Annotated in this window: 9 protein-coding genes; 3 read left to right on the top strand and 6 right to left on the bottom strand. The window is 69.3% G+C overall.

What is annotated here, in order from left to right; all coding sequences use genetic code 11:
* The first annotated feature begins 9 nt into the window (after positions 1–9).
* Both AUL33_RS11075 and AUL33_RS11070 read left to right on the top strand, forming a co-directional pair.
* A complete protein-coding gene (locus AUL33_RS11075) occupies positions 10–1548 on the top strand; it encodes a gamma-glutamyltransferase family protein (RefSeq protein ID WP_062207655.1) in 1539 nt (512 codons plus the stop codon).
* 11 nt (positions 1549–1559) lie between these two features.
* Positions 1560–2834 carry an amidohydrolase family protein gene (locus AUL33_RS11070; protein WP_244492128.1) on the top strand — a complete coding sequence of 425 codons (1275 nt, stop codon included), beginning with the start codon at positions 1560–1562 and terminating at the stop codon, positions 2832–2834.
* A gap of 28 nt (positions 2835–2862) precedes the next feature.
* Here AUL33_RS11070 and AUL33_RS11065 read toward each other — a convergent pair whose 3' ends face one another.
* The 4 genes from AUL33_RS11065 to AUL33_RS11050 form a co-directional block, all read right to left on the bottom strand.
* On the bottom strand, positions 2863–6051 hold the full coding sequence (locus AUL33_RS11065; RefSeq protein ID WP_062207544.1) for an efflux RND transporter permease subunit: 3189 nt from the start codon (positions 6049–6051) through the stop codon (positions 2863–2865).
* Positions 6052–6084: 33 nt separating this feature from the next.
* A complete protein-coding gene (locus AUL33_RS11060) occupies positions 6085–7305 on the bottom strand; it encodes an efflux RND transporter periplasmic adaptor subunit (RefSeq protein WP_062207542.1) in 1221 nt (406 codons plus the stop codon).
* 77 nt (positions 7306–7382) lie between these two features.
* A complete protein-coding gene (locus tag AUL33_RS11055; protein ID WP_062207540.1) occupies positions 7383–7619 on the bottom strand; it encodes a hypothetical protein in 237 nt (78 codons plus the stop codon).
* A gap of 103 nt (positions 7620–7722) precedes the next feature.
* Complete coding sequence (locus AUL33_RS11050; RefSeq protein WP_062207539.1) at positions 7723–8070, bottom strand: hypothetical protein; 348 nt, start codon at positions 8068–8070, stop codon at positions 7723–7725.
* Between the two features lie 391 nt (positions 8071–8461).
* Between AUL33_RS11050 and AUL33_RS11045 the strand changes: the two genes are divergently transcribed.
* Positions 8462–9070: a TetR/AcrR family transcriptional regulator gene (locus AUL33_RS11045; protein ID WP_062207537.1), complete on the top strand. Its 609-nt coding sequence runs from the start codon at positions 8462–8464 to the stop codon at positions 9068–9070.
* A 376-nt stretch (positions 9071–9446) separates the two neighbouring features.
* Here the strand turns inward: AUL33_RS11045 and AUL33_RS11040 are convergent, their stop codons facing one another.
* Positions 9447–11510 (bottom strand): bifunctional diguanylate cyclase/phosphodiesterase, encoded by a 2064-nt coding sequence (locus AUL33_RS11040; protein WP_192843180.1) that lies wholly within the window; start codon positions 11508–11510, stop codon positions 9447–9449.
* A 437-nt stretch (positions 11511–11947) separates the two neighbouring features.
* Positions 11948–14011, bottom strand: a complete 2064-nt coding sequence (locus AUL33_RS11035; protein ID WP_082652527.1) for a methyl-accepting chemotaxis protein — start codon at positions 14009–14011, stop codon at positions 11948–11950.
* Between the last annotated feature and the right edge of the window lie 48 nt (positions 14012–14059).

Genomic DNA, 14059 nt, shown 5'->3' with positions numbered 1-14059 from the left:
GGTCGCGCCATGGTGACGACGCCGCACCGGCTTGCGAGCGAGGCAGGCCTGCGGATCCTCGCGCGCGGCGGCAACGCGATCGAAGCGGCCGTGGCGGCCGGGGCCGCGTTGTCGGTGACCTATCCCCATTTCTGCGGCCTCGGCGGCGACGCGGTCTGGATGGTCGGCGATCGCACCGGCCGCACGACCTCGTTCCTCGGCATCGGGCAGGCGGCGCGGCGACTGCCCGATGCCGACCCCATCCCGGTGCGCGGCCCGCTCTCGGCCCTGACCACCGCCGGCCTCGTGGATTCGTGGGATCACGCGCTCGCCTATTCCCGCCGCTGGTGGAACGGTCGCGAAGGGCTCGGCGCGCTTCTCGATGATGCGATCGCGTTGGCGGGTGATGGCTTCGCGATGTCCGGCTCACAACGCTTCTGGCTGGATTTTCGCGCTGCCGAGCGTTCCGACTGGACGGAGTTCGACGCGCATTTCGAGCCGGGGGGCGACGCCCTGCCCTTTCGCCAGCCGCGTCTCGCCGCGAGCCTGCGCACCATCGCAGACCAAGGTGCGCGCGCGTTCTACGAGGGGGAACTCGCCGCTGCCATCGCGGCGGGTCTGGCGGCCGCGGGGTCGCCGATCGACGCCGCCGATCTCGCCGCCACCCGGACCCGCGAGGCCTCGCCGCTGTCGATCCGCTACCGCGACCTCACGCTTCTGGCCCCACCACCCCCGACGCAAGGCGCGACGACCCTGGCGATCATGGGAATTCTCGATCGCCTCCAGTTGTCGGGCCTCGATCCCGCCGGACCGGACTTCCTGCATCTCTGCGTCGAGGCGGTGAAACGCGCCTTCCTCGATCGGGGCGCGATCGCCGATCCCGATTTCGTCGATGTCCCGTTGCGCGAGATGCTCGATCCCGAGCGTCTCGCCCGCAAGGCGGCGTCGATCGATCCGGCGATGGCGCTTGCCTGGCCGCATGTCGTGCGCAGCGGCGACACGGCGTTCATCGGGGTCGTGGACGGCCAGGGGCGCAGCGTCGCGCTGCTCCAGAGCCTCTACTACGACTGGGGAAGCGGCGTGGTCGCCGGCGACACCGGCATCCTCTGGCAGAACCGCGGCGCCGCGTTCGATCGATCCGATGGCCCGAACCGGCTCCAGCCGGGCAAGCGCCCCTTCTACACGCTCAATCCCGGCCTCGCGATGCGCGGGGGAAAGCCGGCGCTCGTCTATGGAACGCAGGGCGCCGACGGCCAGCCGCAGACGCTGGCGGTGCTCCTCTCGCGGCTGATCGACCACGGGCTCGACCCGCGCTCGGCGCTCGCCGCGCCGCGCTTCCTGCTCGGGCGAACGTTCTCCGATGCCCGCGACAGTCTGAAGCTGGAAGCCTCGGCGAGCGAGGAGACGTTCCGGGCGCTGGCGCGGCGCGGCCACGAGGTCGCCGCCATCCCCGCCCTCAGCCCGCTCGCCGGGCAGGCGGGCGTCATCGCCATCGACGAGGCCGGAGGCGTCAGCGGCGCGCACGACCCGAGAAGCGACGGCTGCGCCCTCGCCTTCCCCGAAATATGAAGGAAGCCGTGATGGATTTCGTCCTGCGAAACGCGCGCATCGAGGCCGGTGGGGGCCTCGTCGATATCGGCTTGGCGGGAGGGCGCATCGCCGCGATGGAGCCCGGCCTTCGATGCGAGGCGCCCGAACGCGACGCCGAGGGCCGGTTCGTCTTTCCCGGCTTCGTCGATGTCCATATCCATCTCGACAAGGCCTGTATCCTCGATCGCTGCACCGTCTGCGAGGGAACGCTGAGCGAGGCGGTGCGCGAGACCGCGCGGGCCAAGGCGGCGTTTACGCAGGACGACGTGTATCGCCGTGCGGCAGGCGTCGTGGACATGGCGATTCTGCAGGGCACGCTCGCGCTGCGCACCTTCGTCGAGGTCGACCCGCGCGCCGGCCTGCGGTCGCTGGAGGCGATCCTGCGCCTGAAGGCCGACACCGCCGATGCGATCGACATCGAGATCTGCGCCTTCGCGCAGGAAGGACTGACGCAGGAACCCGAGACCGGGGCGATGCTGGCGCAGGCGCTCGGCCTCGGCGCCGATCTCGTCGGCGGCTGCCCCTATACCGATCCCGATCCGATCGCCCATGTCGCCGGCATCTTCGACCTCGCGGAGCGGTTCGGCACGGGCGCCGACTTCCACGTCGATTTCGATCTGGACCCGGACGGTTCAGCCCTGCCCGCGATCATCGCCGAGACCGGGCGGCGGCGATATGGCGGGCGCGTGTCCGTCGGCCATGCGACGAAACTCTCGGCAATGGCGCCGGAGGCGGCCGAAGCGGTCGGCCGCCGTCTGGCCGATGCCGGCATCGCGCTCACCGTGCTTCCGGCCACCGACCTCTTCCTCACCGGACGCGACCGGACCCGCCTCGTCCCGCGCGGCGTCGCGCCCGCCCATCTGATGAAGCGGCTGGGCGTGACCGCGACGATCGCGACGAACAACGTCCTCAATCCGTTCACGCCCTTCGGCGACGCCTCGCTCATCCGCATGGCCAATCTCTACGCGAACGTCGCGCAGCTTGCCCGCGACGACGAGATGGAAGCCGTCTTCGCCATGGTCTCGTGCGATGCGGCGAAGCTCATGGGACGCGACGACGGTCTTCGCGTCGGCGGCCCCGCCGATCTCGTGCTTCTCGACGCGACCGGCCCCGCCGATGCCGTGCGTGGGATCGCCCAGCCGCTGGCCTCCTGGAAGACCGGGCGCCTCGTCATGGAACGCCCGGCCGGCACGATCCACCGCGCGGCGGGCGCGACGAGGCCGCGCGTCGCCTTCGGCCGGGCGGCGGAAGGGTTCGACGCCTGACGCCGCCCTTGCCCAGCCCCGATGGGGCTCAAGGGTGCTGGAGAGCGGCAGGCGCCGCCTGCACCGCCGGGGCCTCGACCGGCCGGCCCTTGCCACCGATCCGCCGCACGAGCACGTAGAAGAGCGGCGTCAGGAACAGGCCGAACAGGGTCACTCCGATCATGCCCGAGAACACCGCGACGCCCATCGCCGAGCGCATCTCGGCACCCGCGCCCGTCGAGAGGACGAGCGGCAGCACGCCCATGACGAAGGCGAGCGAGGTCATCAGGATCGGGCGCAGCCGCAGCCGGCTGGCTTCGATCGCCGCCTCCAGCGGCGTGCGGCCGCCCATCTCCAGTTCGTGGGCGAACTCGACGATGAGGATGGCGTTCTTCGCCGACAGTCCGACGAGGACGATGAGGCCGATCTGGGTGAAGACGTTGTTGTCGCCCGCCGTCAGCCAGACCCCCGCCATGGCCGCCAGAAGCCCGAGCGGCACGATGAGGAGGATGGCGATCGGCAGCGTCAGGCTTTCGTATTGGGCGGCCAGCACGAGGAAGACGAGAAGGATCGCCAGCGGGAAGATCACCAGCCCGGAATTGCCGGCGATGATCTCCTGATAGGTCAGCTCCGTCCACTCGAAGGTGAAGCCGGGCGGCAGGGTCTCGGCCGCGATCCGCTCCACCGCGGCGCGCGCCTGGCCGGACGAAAAGCCCGGCGCGGCGTTGCCGTTGACGTCGGCGGCGAGGAAGCCGTTGTAGCGCAGCGCGCGCTCGGGGCCGGCCACGGTGTCGACCTCGAGCAGCGCCGAGAGCGGGATCATCGCCCCCGAGCTTGAGCGCACCTTCAGGGCGCCGATATCCTCGGCCCGCGCACGGAAGGAGGCGTCGGCCTGCACCCGCACCGAGTAGGTCCGGCCGAACTCGTTGAAGTCGTTGACGTAGAGCGAGCCGAGATAGATCTGCAGCGTGTCGAAGATGGCGGTGATGGGCACGTCGAGCTGGCGCGCGCGCGCGCGGTCGACATCGGCGAAGAGCTGCGGCACGTCGATCTGGTAGCCCGAGAAGAGGCCGGTCAGTTCGGGCGCGCTCCTTGCTGCCGCGAGGAAGCCCTTGACCGCCTCGTCGAGCGGCCGGTAGCCCTGGCCCGCCCGGTCCTCGATCTGCAGCTTGAAGCCACCGATCGTGCCGAGCCCCTGCACCGGCGGCGGCGGGAAGATCGCCGTGAACGCGTCCTGCACCCCCGCGAACTCCCCGTTGAGGCGGCCCGCGATGGCGCCGGCCGCCAGATCCGGCGTCTGCCTGTCCTCGAACGGCGCCAGCGTCAGGAAGACGACGCCGGCATTGGAGGAGTTGGTGAAGCCGTTGATCGACAGGCCGGGGAAGGCGATCGTGCTTTCGACGCCGGGCACCTTCAGGGCGATGTCGGTCATGCGGCGCACGACCTCTTCCGTGCGGTCGAGCGAGGCGCCGTCGGGCAGCTGCGCGAAGCCCACGAGATACTGCTTGTCCTGCGCCGGCACGAAGCCGCCGGGAACGGTGCGGAAGAGAACCACGGTGAGGCCGACGAGCACGAGATAGAGCGCCATCGTCACGGTCTTGCGGGAGATGACGCCCGCGACCCCGTTGCCGTAGGCGCGCGTTCCCGCCCGGAAGACCCGGTTGAAGCCGCGAAAGAACCAGCCGAAGGCAAAGTCCATCATCCGCGTCAGCCGGTCCTTCGGCGCGTCGTGGCCGCGCAGCAGCAGGGCCGCGAGAGCGGGCGACAGCGTCAGCGAGTTGAAGGCCGAGATCACGGTGGAGATCGCCAGCGTCAGCGCGAACTGGCGGAAGAACTGCCCCGTCAGGCCGGAAATGAAAGCGAGCGGCACGAAGACCGCGACGAGCACGAGCGCGATGGCGACGATCGGTCCGGAGACTTCGCGCATCGCCTGATAGGTCGCCTCGCGCGGCGCCAGCCCGTTCTCGATGTTGCGCTCGACGTTTTCGACCACCACGATCGCGTCGTCGACGACGATGCCGATGGCGAGCACCAGCCCGAACAGGCTGAGCGCGTTGATCGAGAAGCCGAGGAGATGCATCACCGCAAACGTGCCGACGATTGAGACGGGCACCGAAAGGAGCGGGATGATCGAGGCGCGCCAGGTCTGCAGGAAGAGGATGACGACGACAATCACCAGGAGCACGGCCTCCAGCAGCGTGTGAACCACGGCGTCGATCGAGGCGCGCACGAACTGCGTGGTATCGTAGACGATCGTGTAGTCGACGCCGTCCGGCATCGTCCGCTTGATCTCGGCCATGGTGGCGCGGACCTCGTCGGCGATGGCGATCGCGTTGGAGCCGGGTGCCTGGAAGACCGGGATGGCGACGGCCGGCTCGTTGTTCAGGAGAGAGCGCAGCGCGTATTCGGCGGCGCCCAGCTCCACCCGGCCGATATCGCGGATGCGGGTGATCGCGCCGGTGGCCGCGTCGGTCTTGACGATGATGTCGGCAAATTCCTCCGTGCTCTTCAGGCGCCCCTGCGCGTTGACGGAGAGCTGGAAGTCGATGCCGGGCAGGCTCGGCGAGGCGCCGACGACGCCGGCGGCAGCCTGCACGTTCTGCTCGCGGATGGCAGCCACGACGTCGCCGGCCGACAGGCCGTGCTCGGCGGTCTTCTCGGGGTCGAGCCAGACGCGCATCGAATAGTCGCCGGCGCCGAAGAGCTGCACCTGCCCCATGCCGTCGATCCGGGCCAGCCGGTCGCGCACGTTGAGAAGCGCATAGTTGCGCAGGTAGGTCAGGTCGTAGCGCCCGTTCGGCGAGGTGAGGTGCACCACCAGCATCAGGTCGGGCGAGGACTTGATGGTGGACACGCCGAGGCGGCGCACCTCCTCGGGCAGGCGCGGCTCGGCTTGGCTCACGCGGTTCTGCACGAGCTGCTGCGCCTGATCGGGATCGGTGCCGAGCCGGAAGGTGACGGTGAGCGTCATCAGCCCGTCCGTCGTCGCCTGGCTGGACATGTAGAGCATGCCCTCGACGCCGTTGATCGCCTCCTCCAGCGGCGTCGCCACCGTCTCGGCGATCACCGCCGGATTGGCGCCGGGATAGTTGGCGCGCACCACGACCGAGGGCGGCACCACGTCCGGATACTCGCTGATCGGCAGGGCGAAGATCGCCAGCAGACCGCCGAGGAAGATCAGCACGGAAAGGACGCCGGCGAAGACCGGGCGGTCGATGAAGAAGCGGGAGAAGCTCATGACGACAGGTCCCTTCGGGACGACGGTATCGGGTTACGGCTGCTTGGGCTCTGCGGCGGCGGCTTGCAGGTTGGCGTCGGTCGCCCCGTCCATGCCCACCATCTGGGGCGCGATGAGCGACCCCGGCCGGATGCGCTGGAGACCGTTGACGACGATGCGCTCGTCGGCGCGAAGGCCGGCGGTGACGATGCGAAGACCCTCGGCGGGGGCGCCGAGCGTGACGTTGCGGTACTCGGCCTTGTCGTCGCGATCGACCACGAGCACGAACTTGCGGTCCTGGTCGGTGCCGACGGCGCGTTCGGAAACGAGCAAGGCGGGGCCGGGCTGCGGCTCGCCGAGCCGAAGGCGGGCGAACTGGCCGGGCATCAGCTTGCCGCCGGGATTGGGAAAGCTGGCGCGCACGCGCACCGTGCCGTTCACCGGATCGACGGTGGGATCGATCAGCTGGATCCGGCCCACGGCCACGCCGCCGTCGGCGCGGTCCATCTCGACGGGAATGCGGTCGGCATGGTCGCGCGAACCTTCGGGAAGCGCGGCGATGGCGCGGCTGATCGCGGCCTCGTCGGCGTCGAAGCTGGCATAGATCGGATCGACGGAGACGAGCGAGGCAAGCACCGGCGAGCCGGCGCCGGCGGTGACGAGATTGCCGACATCGACCTCGATGCGCCCGATGCGCCCGGCGATCGGCGCCTGGATCTGCGTATAGGAGAGATCGAGTTCGGCGGTGCGCAGCGCCGCTTTCGCCGAGGCGAGATCGGCGGTGGCCTCGAGGCCGGCCTGGACGCGGCGGGCGTACTCACTGGCGGCGAGCGTGCGGCTGTCGCGCAAGGCGAGCCCCCTCTCCTCTTCGCCGGCGGCGAAGGCGAGCCGGGCCTTGGCGCTCTCGACGGCGGCCTGTGCCCGCGCCAGCGCGGCCTCGAAGGGCGCGGGGTCGATGGTGACGAGGAGATCGCCCTTGGCAATAAGCGACCCCTCGCGGAAATGCGTGGCCTCGACGGCGCCGGCGACGCGCGAGCGCAAGTCGACGCGCCCGACGGCTTCGAGCCGGCCGGAGAACTTCGTCCAGGTGGCGACGGAACGGGCCTCGACACGCGCGACGGAGGCGGGCGTGGCGCTGGGCGGCGCGGCGGCCGTCGGCTTGTCGGCACGCGCGGCATCGCCGGCCACGGGCCAGACGAGCGGGCCGCCGAGAACCGTCGAGACGAGCGCCACGGAGGCGAAGGCCCATTTGATCGAAGTCTGTGTCTTGGACATGGAAAACCTCGGGAGAGCGCAGGCGTCGGCGGAGCCGAACGATCGAAGGCCGACGCGAAAGATGGGGGCGAAGCCGCTCAGAGAAGCAGGGCGCTGACGGTCACGGAGGGCTCGGGGTTGGCGTGCGGCAGCGTGGCAGGCGCCGCCGGTCGGCGGGCCGGCCTTTCGGCAGGCTCATGGACGGCGGCGCGATCGCCGAGACCGATCAGGTGTCGGTCGAGCCGGATCAGGGCCTGCGTAGCGCGGCGCCAGAAGGCGGGAGGAGCACTTGCCGCCCGGTGGGAGGACGCGGCGAAGGCGGGTGGGTTCGGCATGCTCGTCTCCTGGCGGCTGAGATGAGGGTGTCGGGCAGGTCGTCGAAAACGAGAGGGATCGCGGCCCACGTGGGAGGCCTTTCGCGGGCCGCGATCGGCGTCGTCAGAAGCTGTCGGAGCCGGGAACGAGGCGGCCTCGGGCCGGCGCGGGTGTCGGAGCGTCGCGCTCGGAGCCCCGGACGATGCCGGTCGTGGCAGCGTCGGCCGGAGCCTTCGAGCTGGTCGCGCGGGGGGCGGCGCGGTCGGTGGCGGGATAGCCGTAGGTCCGGCTCGGGTCCTGTGCGGTGTCACCGAAGCGGCCGCTGCCGACGGCGAAGTCCTCGACCGTCTGCGCCTGGCGCGTTCCGGTGTCGGAGCCGGGAATGAGGCCGGCAGCCGTTGCGGCCGGTGCGGAGATCAGAGCGGTGAGCGTCGCCGTCAGCGTCGTGGCGATGAGCAGGTAGCGGATCATGAGAGGCATCCTTTGGCATCAGGTCGAGCGGAAGGGATCCTGCGACCGGCAGTCGGTCGAAGGGTGGGCCGCGACGCGGTCCTCGATGGGCTGGAGGCAAGAGACGCCGGTTGTCGGCGGGCGTCTCCATAAGCTCGCGGCAAGCGAGCGGTTCGAGGTGGCGCGTCGCCGGAAGCTGAGGGCGGCACGCCGGCGATCGGATCCGGGAACCCTTGGCTCGCTGCGGTCTTAATCGAAGGTCGATCTCGGCGCCGGGCGGCCTGGACTTCCATACCAATCGGTAATGAACGAGATAGGGGCTTGGTTTCCGCCTGTCAACGGATTATTTTACCGACAGGTACAGAATAAGCGAAGCGGCCTTTGCCGCGTTTGAAGAAGGAGTTTCCAAGCCATGGCGATGGGTCGCCCAAGGGAGTTCGACGTCGACAGGGCCCTCGATCAGGCGCTCGACGTGTTCTGGCGTCATGGCTACGAGGGCACGTCGCTGAGCGACCTGACGGAGGCGATGGGTGTCACGCGCCCGAGCCTCTACGCGGCGTTCGGCAACAAGGAGGAGCTGTTCCGCAAGGTGCTGGATCGCTATGGCGCAATGCGGACCGATCCGTCCTGCGACGTCCTCAACGAGCCGACCTCGCGCCGCGCGGTCGAGCGCCTTCTCCTGAGCTTCGCCGGTGCCGGCAGCGGCGACGACGCCCCGCGCGGCTGTCTCATGGTGCAGGGCGCGCTCGTCTGCAGCGAGGCGAGCGACGCCATCCGCCAGGAACTGACCGCACGCCGCGCGCAGGGCGAGGCCCGCCTCCGCGACCGTCTCGAGGAATGGCAGGCCGCCGGCGACCTCCCCGCCGACGCCAACCCCGAGTGCCTTGCCCGCTACGTCATGGCCGTGGCCAACGGCATGGCCGTGCAGGCGACGGGCGGCGCCAGCCCGGACGACCTGAAGAACGTGGTCGAACTCACGATGAAGGGCTGGCCTGCGCCTCCCGCTGCCGCTCCGGCCTGAGCGCGTCAGATCCGCCGCAGAGGCATTTCGGTGCCGGCAGCCGGCGTCCAAAACCGGGGCTTTGCATGCCCGCCGGCGTTCGCCGCCCTCTCAAGACCGTGTGACGGCTCCCCGTTCGGCAACGATGGTCGCCACCGCTCACCCCGACCGAACATGACGCCGATTGCCAGTCCGGTCGCTGGGTCCTCGACGTTCAACAGGCCTTCGATAGCCCTGAGGTCTCCTACGCGACGCCGACCCATATGCATGGTGTCGTACCGTCTCCATGTTCGATGCGAACGGGATCCTGCTCGGGGACCCCGCAAAGGCGCCTCGCGGCGTTCACATCGAATCGTAGGCCGCCTTTGCTGCACCATCGCGGGTCGGGCGTCGTCGTTCAGGCGGCGCGGACCTGGGCTTCGGCGGGGCCTTGCGTTCTCGACAGGAAGGCCTTGATGTCCGAGACGGGCATCGGCCGCGCGATGAGATAGCCTTGCAGATTCTGGCAGGACTCGCGCAGGAGGATGTCGCGCTGTTCCTGAGTCTCGACGCCCTCGGCCGTCACCTGGAGGCCGAGATCGCGGCTGATGCGCATGACGCCGCGCACGATCGCCATCGACTGGCTGTTGCTTGCGATGTCCTGGACGAAGCTGCGGTCGATCTTGATGCGGGTGAAGGGCAGCGTCTGCAGGAAGCTCAGCGACGAGTAGCCGGTGCCGAAATCGTCGATGGCGACGAGGATGCCCATCGCCCGCAGTTCCGTCAGGATCGACAGCGTCTGCGCGTGGTCGGTGATCATCGCGGTCTCGGTTATCTCGACTTCCAGGCGGCGCGGGTCGAGCCCGCTCTTGTCGAGCGCGATCCGGACCCGCTCCATCAGATGGGGATCCTGCATTTGCGTGGCCGAGACGTTGACGGCGAGGGTCAGGTGCGAGGGCCAGGTGGCCGCTTCCAGGCAGGCCGTCTCGAAGACCCAGCCGCCGATCTCGGCCATGAGCCCAAGCTCCTCGGCCAGCGGGATGAAGTCGCCGGGCGAGACCATCGCGCCACCGGGCTGCGTCCAGCGGATCAGCGCCTCGAACCCTTCGATGCCGGCGCCGTCTGCGGCGGTGACCGGCTGGTAGAAGAGCGAGAACTCCCGCTCGGTCATCGCCCGGCGCAGCTGCATCTCCAAGGTCCGGCGCTTCCGGGCCGAGCGGGCCATCTCCTCGTCGTGGAACCGGATGCAGCCGCGCCCGTCGTGCTTGGCCTGATAGAGGGCGATGTCGGCGCGATCGACGACATTCGAGGGCGCAGCGTCCTCGGCCCGGGAGTCGGCGATGCCGATGCTGCAGCCCATGGCGAGGGTGCGCCCCTCGAACTCCAACGGCTCGGCGAGCGTGGCGTGGAGCCGCCTGGCGATCCCCGCCACGGCGTCGGGGGCCGGTGCTCCCTCGATGAGCACGATGAACTCGTCGCCGCTCACGCGGTAGGCGCAGTCGCCGCCCCGCAGCCCCTTCGACAGCCGGCAGGCCGTTTCCTTCAGGATGGCGTCCCCCGCGAGATGACCATGCGTGTCGTTCACGGCCTTCAGACGATCGAGATCGATGTAGAGAAGCCAGCACGGGGCGAAGGCCGAGGTGCCGGCGAACCGGGCACCGAGGCGGGCCTCCAGCGCGCCGCGGTTCTGCAGATCGGTCAGGGCGTCGTGCGTGACCTTCCGCAGCACCGCGCTCTGGCTGCGCCGCAGCTCCGTCACGTCCTCGAGCGACAGGACCATGCCGCCGTTTTCCGCCGCGCGCGCGACGACGAGAAGGATCCGGCCGCTCCAGTCGATCTCGTGGGAGGCATCCCGGCCTGCGTCCCGGCGAAGCGCCTGCAGCAGATCGAGCACCGCCGGCTTCGGCGCCTCCTCGAAGGGCTCGCGCAGGAGATCGGCGAAGCCTTGGCCCTCGGCCGCCCCGGAATCGACCTTCAGCATCTTGGCGAAGGCGGGGTTGCACAGGACGATCCGCAGGTCGGCATCGAGGAGGCAGGTGCCGTGCGGGCTGAAGGACAGGACCGTGCGAAGATTGGCCGACATCGCCGCGAGCGCCAGTGCGTGCTCGCGCTGCTCGGTGCAGTCGCGGGTCACCTTGGCGAAGCCGACGACCGCCCCGTCCACCCGGATGGCGTCGATGACGACATTGGCCCAGAAGCGGCTGCCGTCCTTCCGGTGGCGCCATCCCTGCTCCTCGAATCGGCCTGCGAGCCGGGCGGCGTCGAGGTTGCGCTCGGGACGTCCGGCGTTGCGGTCGGCCTCGTCGTAGAAGCAGGCGATATGCTGCCCGATGATCTCGTCGGCGTGATACCCCTTCGCGCGCTCCGCACCGGGGTTCCAGCTCGCGACGTAGCCTTCGGGCGTCAGCATGTAGATCGCGTATTCGGTGACGCTCTGGATCAGAAGCCGAGACTGTAAGTCGTCCCTATGATGAATGGACATGGCGCACCTCTTGAAGACGTGGTCCACCATCCCAACAAGCCGTATCACCGCGGTTAATACTGCAGGCGCTCAGAGTGGGACTGGTTAAGGGTTCGCGCGAGACTGTGAATCGATTACCTTTTCTTCCCTTATGAGTTGCCGGCAAGAAACCTGCGCGCGCAATGGCCGGCAATCACGGGGGGGGGCCTTTGCGCGGTCTCGCGGCAGCCGTCATGCGCCGCGGCATATGTGCGTCAGGCGGTTCTGTGTTCGGCAATCATGCCATCGGGGCGATCGGTCCGGGTGGGCCTCGGCCGTGGACAACCCCCATCCTGCTCCGGAACACCCGCACCAGAACCAGTCCCCTGCGAATCCAAGTGGCGAAATAAAAAAGGGAGCACACGCTGTGCTCCCTTTCGTCTCGGACCTGCGAATCCCGGTGGAGGAGGCTGCTGGTCTCAGGCGCTCATCTTCTCGAACGCGCCCTCCGCTCCGAGATCCATGTCGAACCCGCCGTCGGTGGCGGGTGCGGGAGCGCGGCGCGCCGACGAAGGCTGCGGCCGGTGCGTCGTACCGAACGCCTGCACCTTGGCCTGAAGCGACCGGACGCTGTCCTGACGCGACGGCGCGGGGCTACCGATCGCAAGGGCGGCGGGAGCGGTGCGGAAAAATCCGACGCTGTCCTCGAGGCGACCGGCTTCGGCCGAGAGCTGGCCGGCGGTGGCCGACATCTCGTTGGCGGCGCCGGCATTGGCCTGCGTCACCTGATCGAGCTGCTGGATCGCCTGGTTGATCTGGTCGATGCCGACCGACTGCTCGCGGCAGGCCGCAGAAATTTCGGACACGAGTTCGGCGGTGCGCTGGATGTCGGGCACGAGCACGGCCAGCATCTGGCCGGCCTCCTCCGAGGTCAGCAGCGTCTGCGTCGACAGGGTTCCAATTTCCTGCGCGGCCTGCGCCGACCGCTCGGCCAGCTTGCGCACTTCGGACGCCACGACCGCGAACCCCTTGCCGTGCTGGCCGGCGCGCGCCGCCTCGATCGCCGCGTTCAGCGCCAGAAGGTCCGTCTGGCGAGCGATCTCCTGAACCACCGAGATCTTCTCGGCGATGACCCGCATGGCCTCGACCGAGGCGGCCACGGCCACGCCCGTCTTCTCCGCGCTTTGCGAAGCCTGCGCCGCGATCTTCTCCGTCGTCGAGGCGTTGTCGGCGTTCTGGCGAACGTTCGCCGTCATCTCCTCGACCGCCGCCGAAGCCTGCTCCGAGGCGGCCGCCTGCTCGGTGGAGCCCGACGACAGCTGGTTCGCCGTCACCGCCGATTGCGTCGATCCCGCGGCGACCTGCGCCGCCGATGTCGTGACGCTCGACGCAACGCTCGAGAGCTTGGCGCTCATCGTGTTCATCGAGCGCAGGAGGTCGCCGACCTCGTCGGTGCCCTTCGCCGCCACCTGCTGCGAAACGTCGCCCGCCCCGATCGCGTCGGCCAGCCGCACGGCACGCCCGAGGCCGCGCGAGATCGACAGCGCCATCCAGCTGGCGGCGGCCGCGCCGAGCACGACGGCGCCGACGATGAGCGCCAGCAGCGTCAGGCGCGTGGCGTCGTATTGCCCTTGCGCGTCGGTCAGGAAGGTGTCGGCCGTGTGGGAGGCCGAGTTCGTCAAATCGTCGATCCGCTTGGCCGCCGCGAGCGCCATCGGGCCCTGCTTGGTGTTCGCCATGTCCTGAGCCTTGGCCAACCAGTTCTGCACGCCGACGTCGGCGCTGGCCCGCATGACCTTGAAGGCGGCCGCCCAGATGGTTTCCAAAGCCTTCACCTCGTCTGCGAGAGCCGGAACGCGCTGGCCGATGTCGGTCAGACCCGCCTGGATCTGGCCGTTCAGTTCGTTCAGGCGATGGCTGGCGACGCCGATCTCGGCGTCGTCCGTCAGGGCCAGCGTCCTGGCCATCTGGATGCGCGCGTCGAGGACGGAGGTCGCGATCTGCTGGATGGCCTCGCGGGCCTGAAGGGCCGGCATGTCGGTCGGCGACACCTCGTTGCGCAGGGCCGTCAGGCCCGTCGTCATCGTCTGCATCGGCGGCTCGGACTGGACGAAGCCGGTCTCGACGGCAGAGGCGTCGGCATTTTGTCCCAGCCGGAAGGTCTCGTCCGAGACGGCCTTCAGCTCGGCCATCATGGGCTCGACATCCTTGAACGCATCACGCGTCTCGACCGGCATCGAGCGCAGCACGTCCTGCAGCCGGGTCGTCATCGAGCGCCAGTTCTCGTCGTATTCCGCGACGGTTCCCTTCAGCTTCTCCGGGTCGGCGGTGAAGAACGAGACGAGGATGTCGCGGCGTACGGTTTCCAGCGAAGTCTGGATGTCGTTGGTGCCCTGGACCTGCGCGAACGGACGATCCGCGAAACTGCGCAGCATGTCGTTGCTGCCGGACAGCGACTGGATGCCGAAATAGCCGACGGCGCCGGTCATCAGCAGGATCGTTCCGAAGCTTACACCCAGCTTCAGCTTCATGGTCATGCGCATCGACATACCTCTCTGGGGCACCATGAGGCGCAATGCTGCTGCGATGCC

It is taken from the genome of Aureimonas sp. AU12, from assembly GCF_001463705.1.
Classification (GTDB): Bacteria; Pseudomonadota; Alphaproteobacteria; order Rhizobiales; family Rhizobiaceae; genus Aureimonas.
This window is presented reverse-complemented; position numbering and strand designations above follow the sequence as displayed.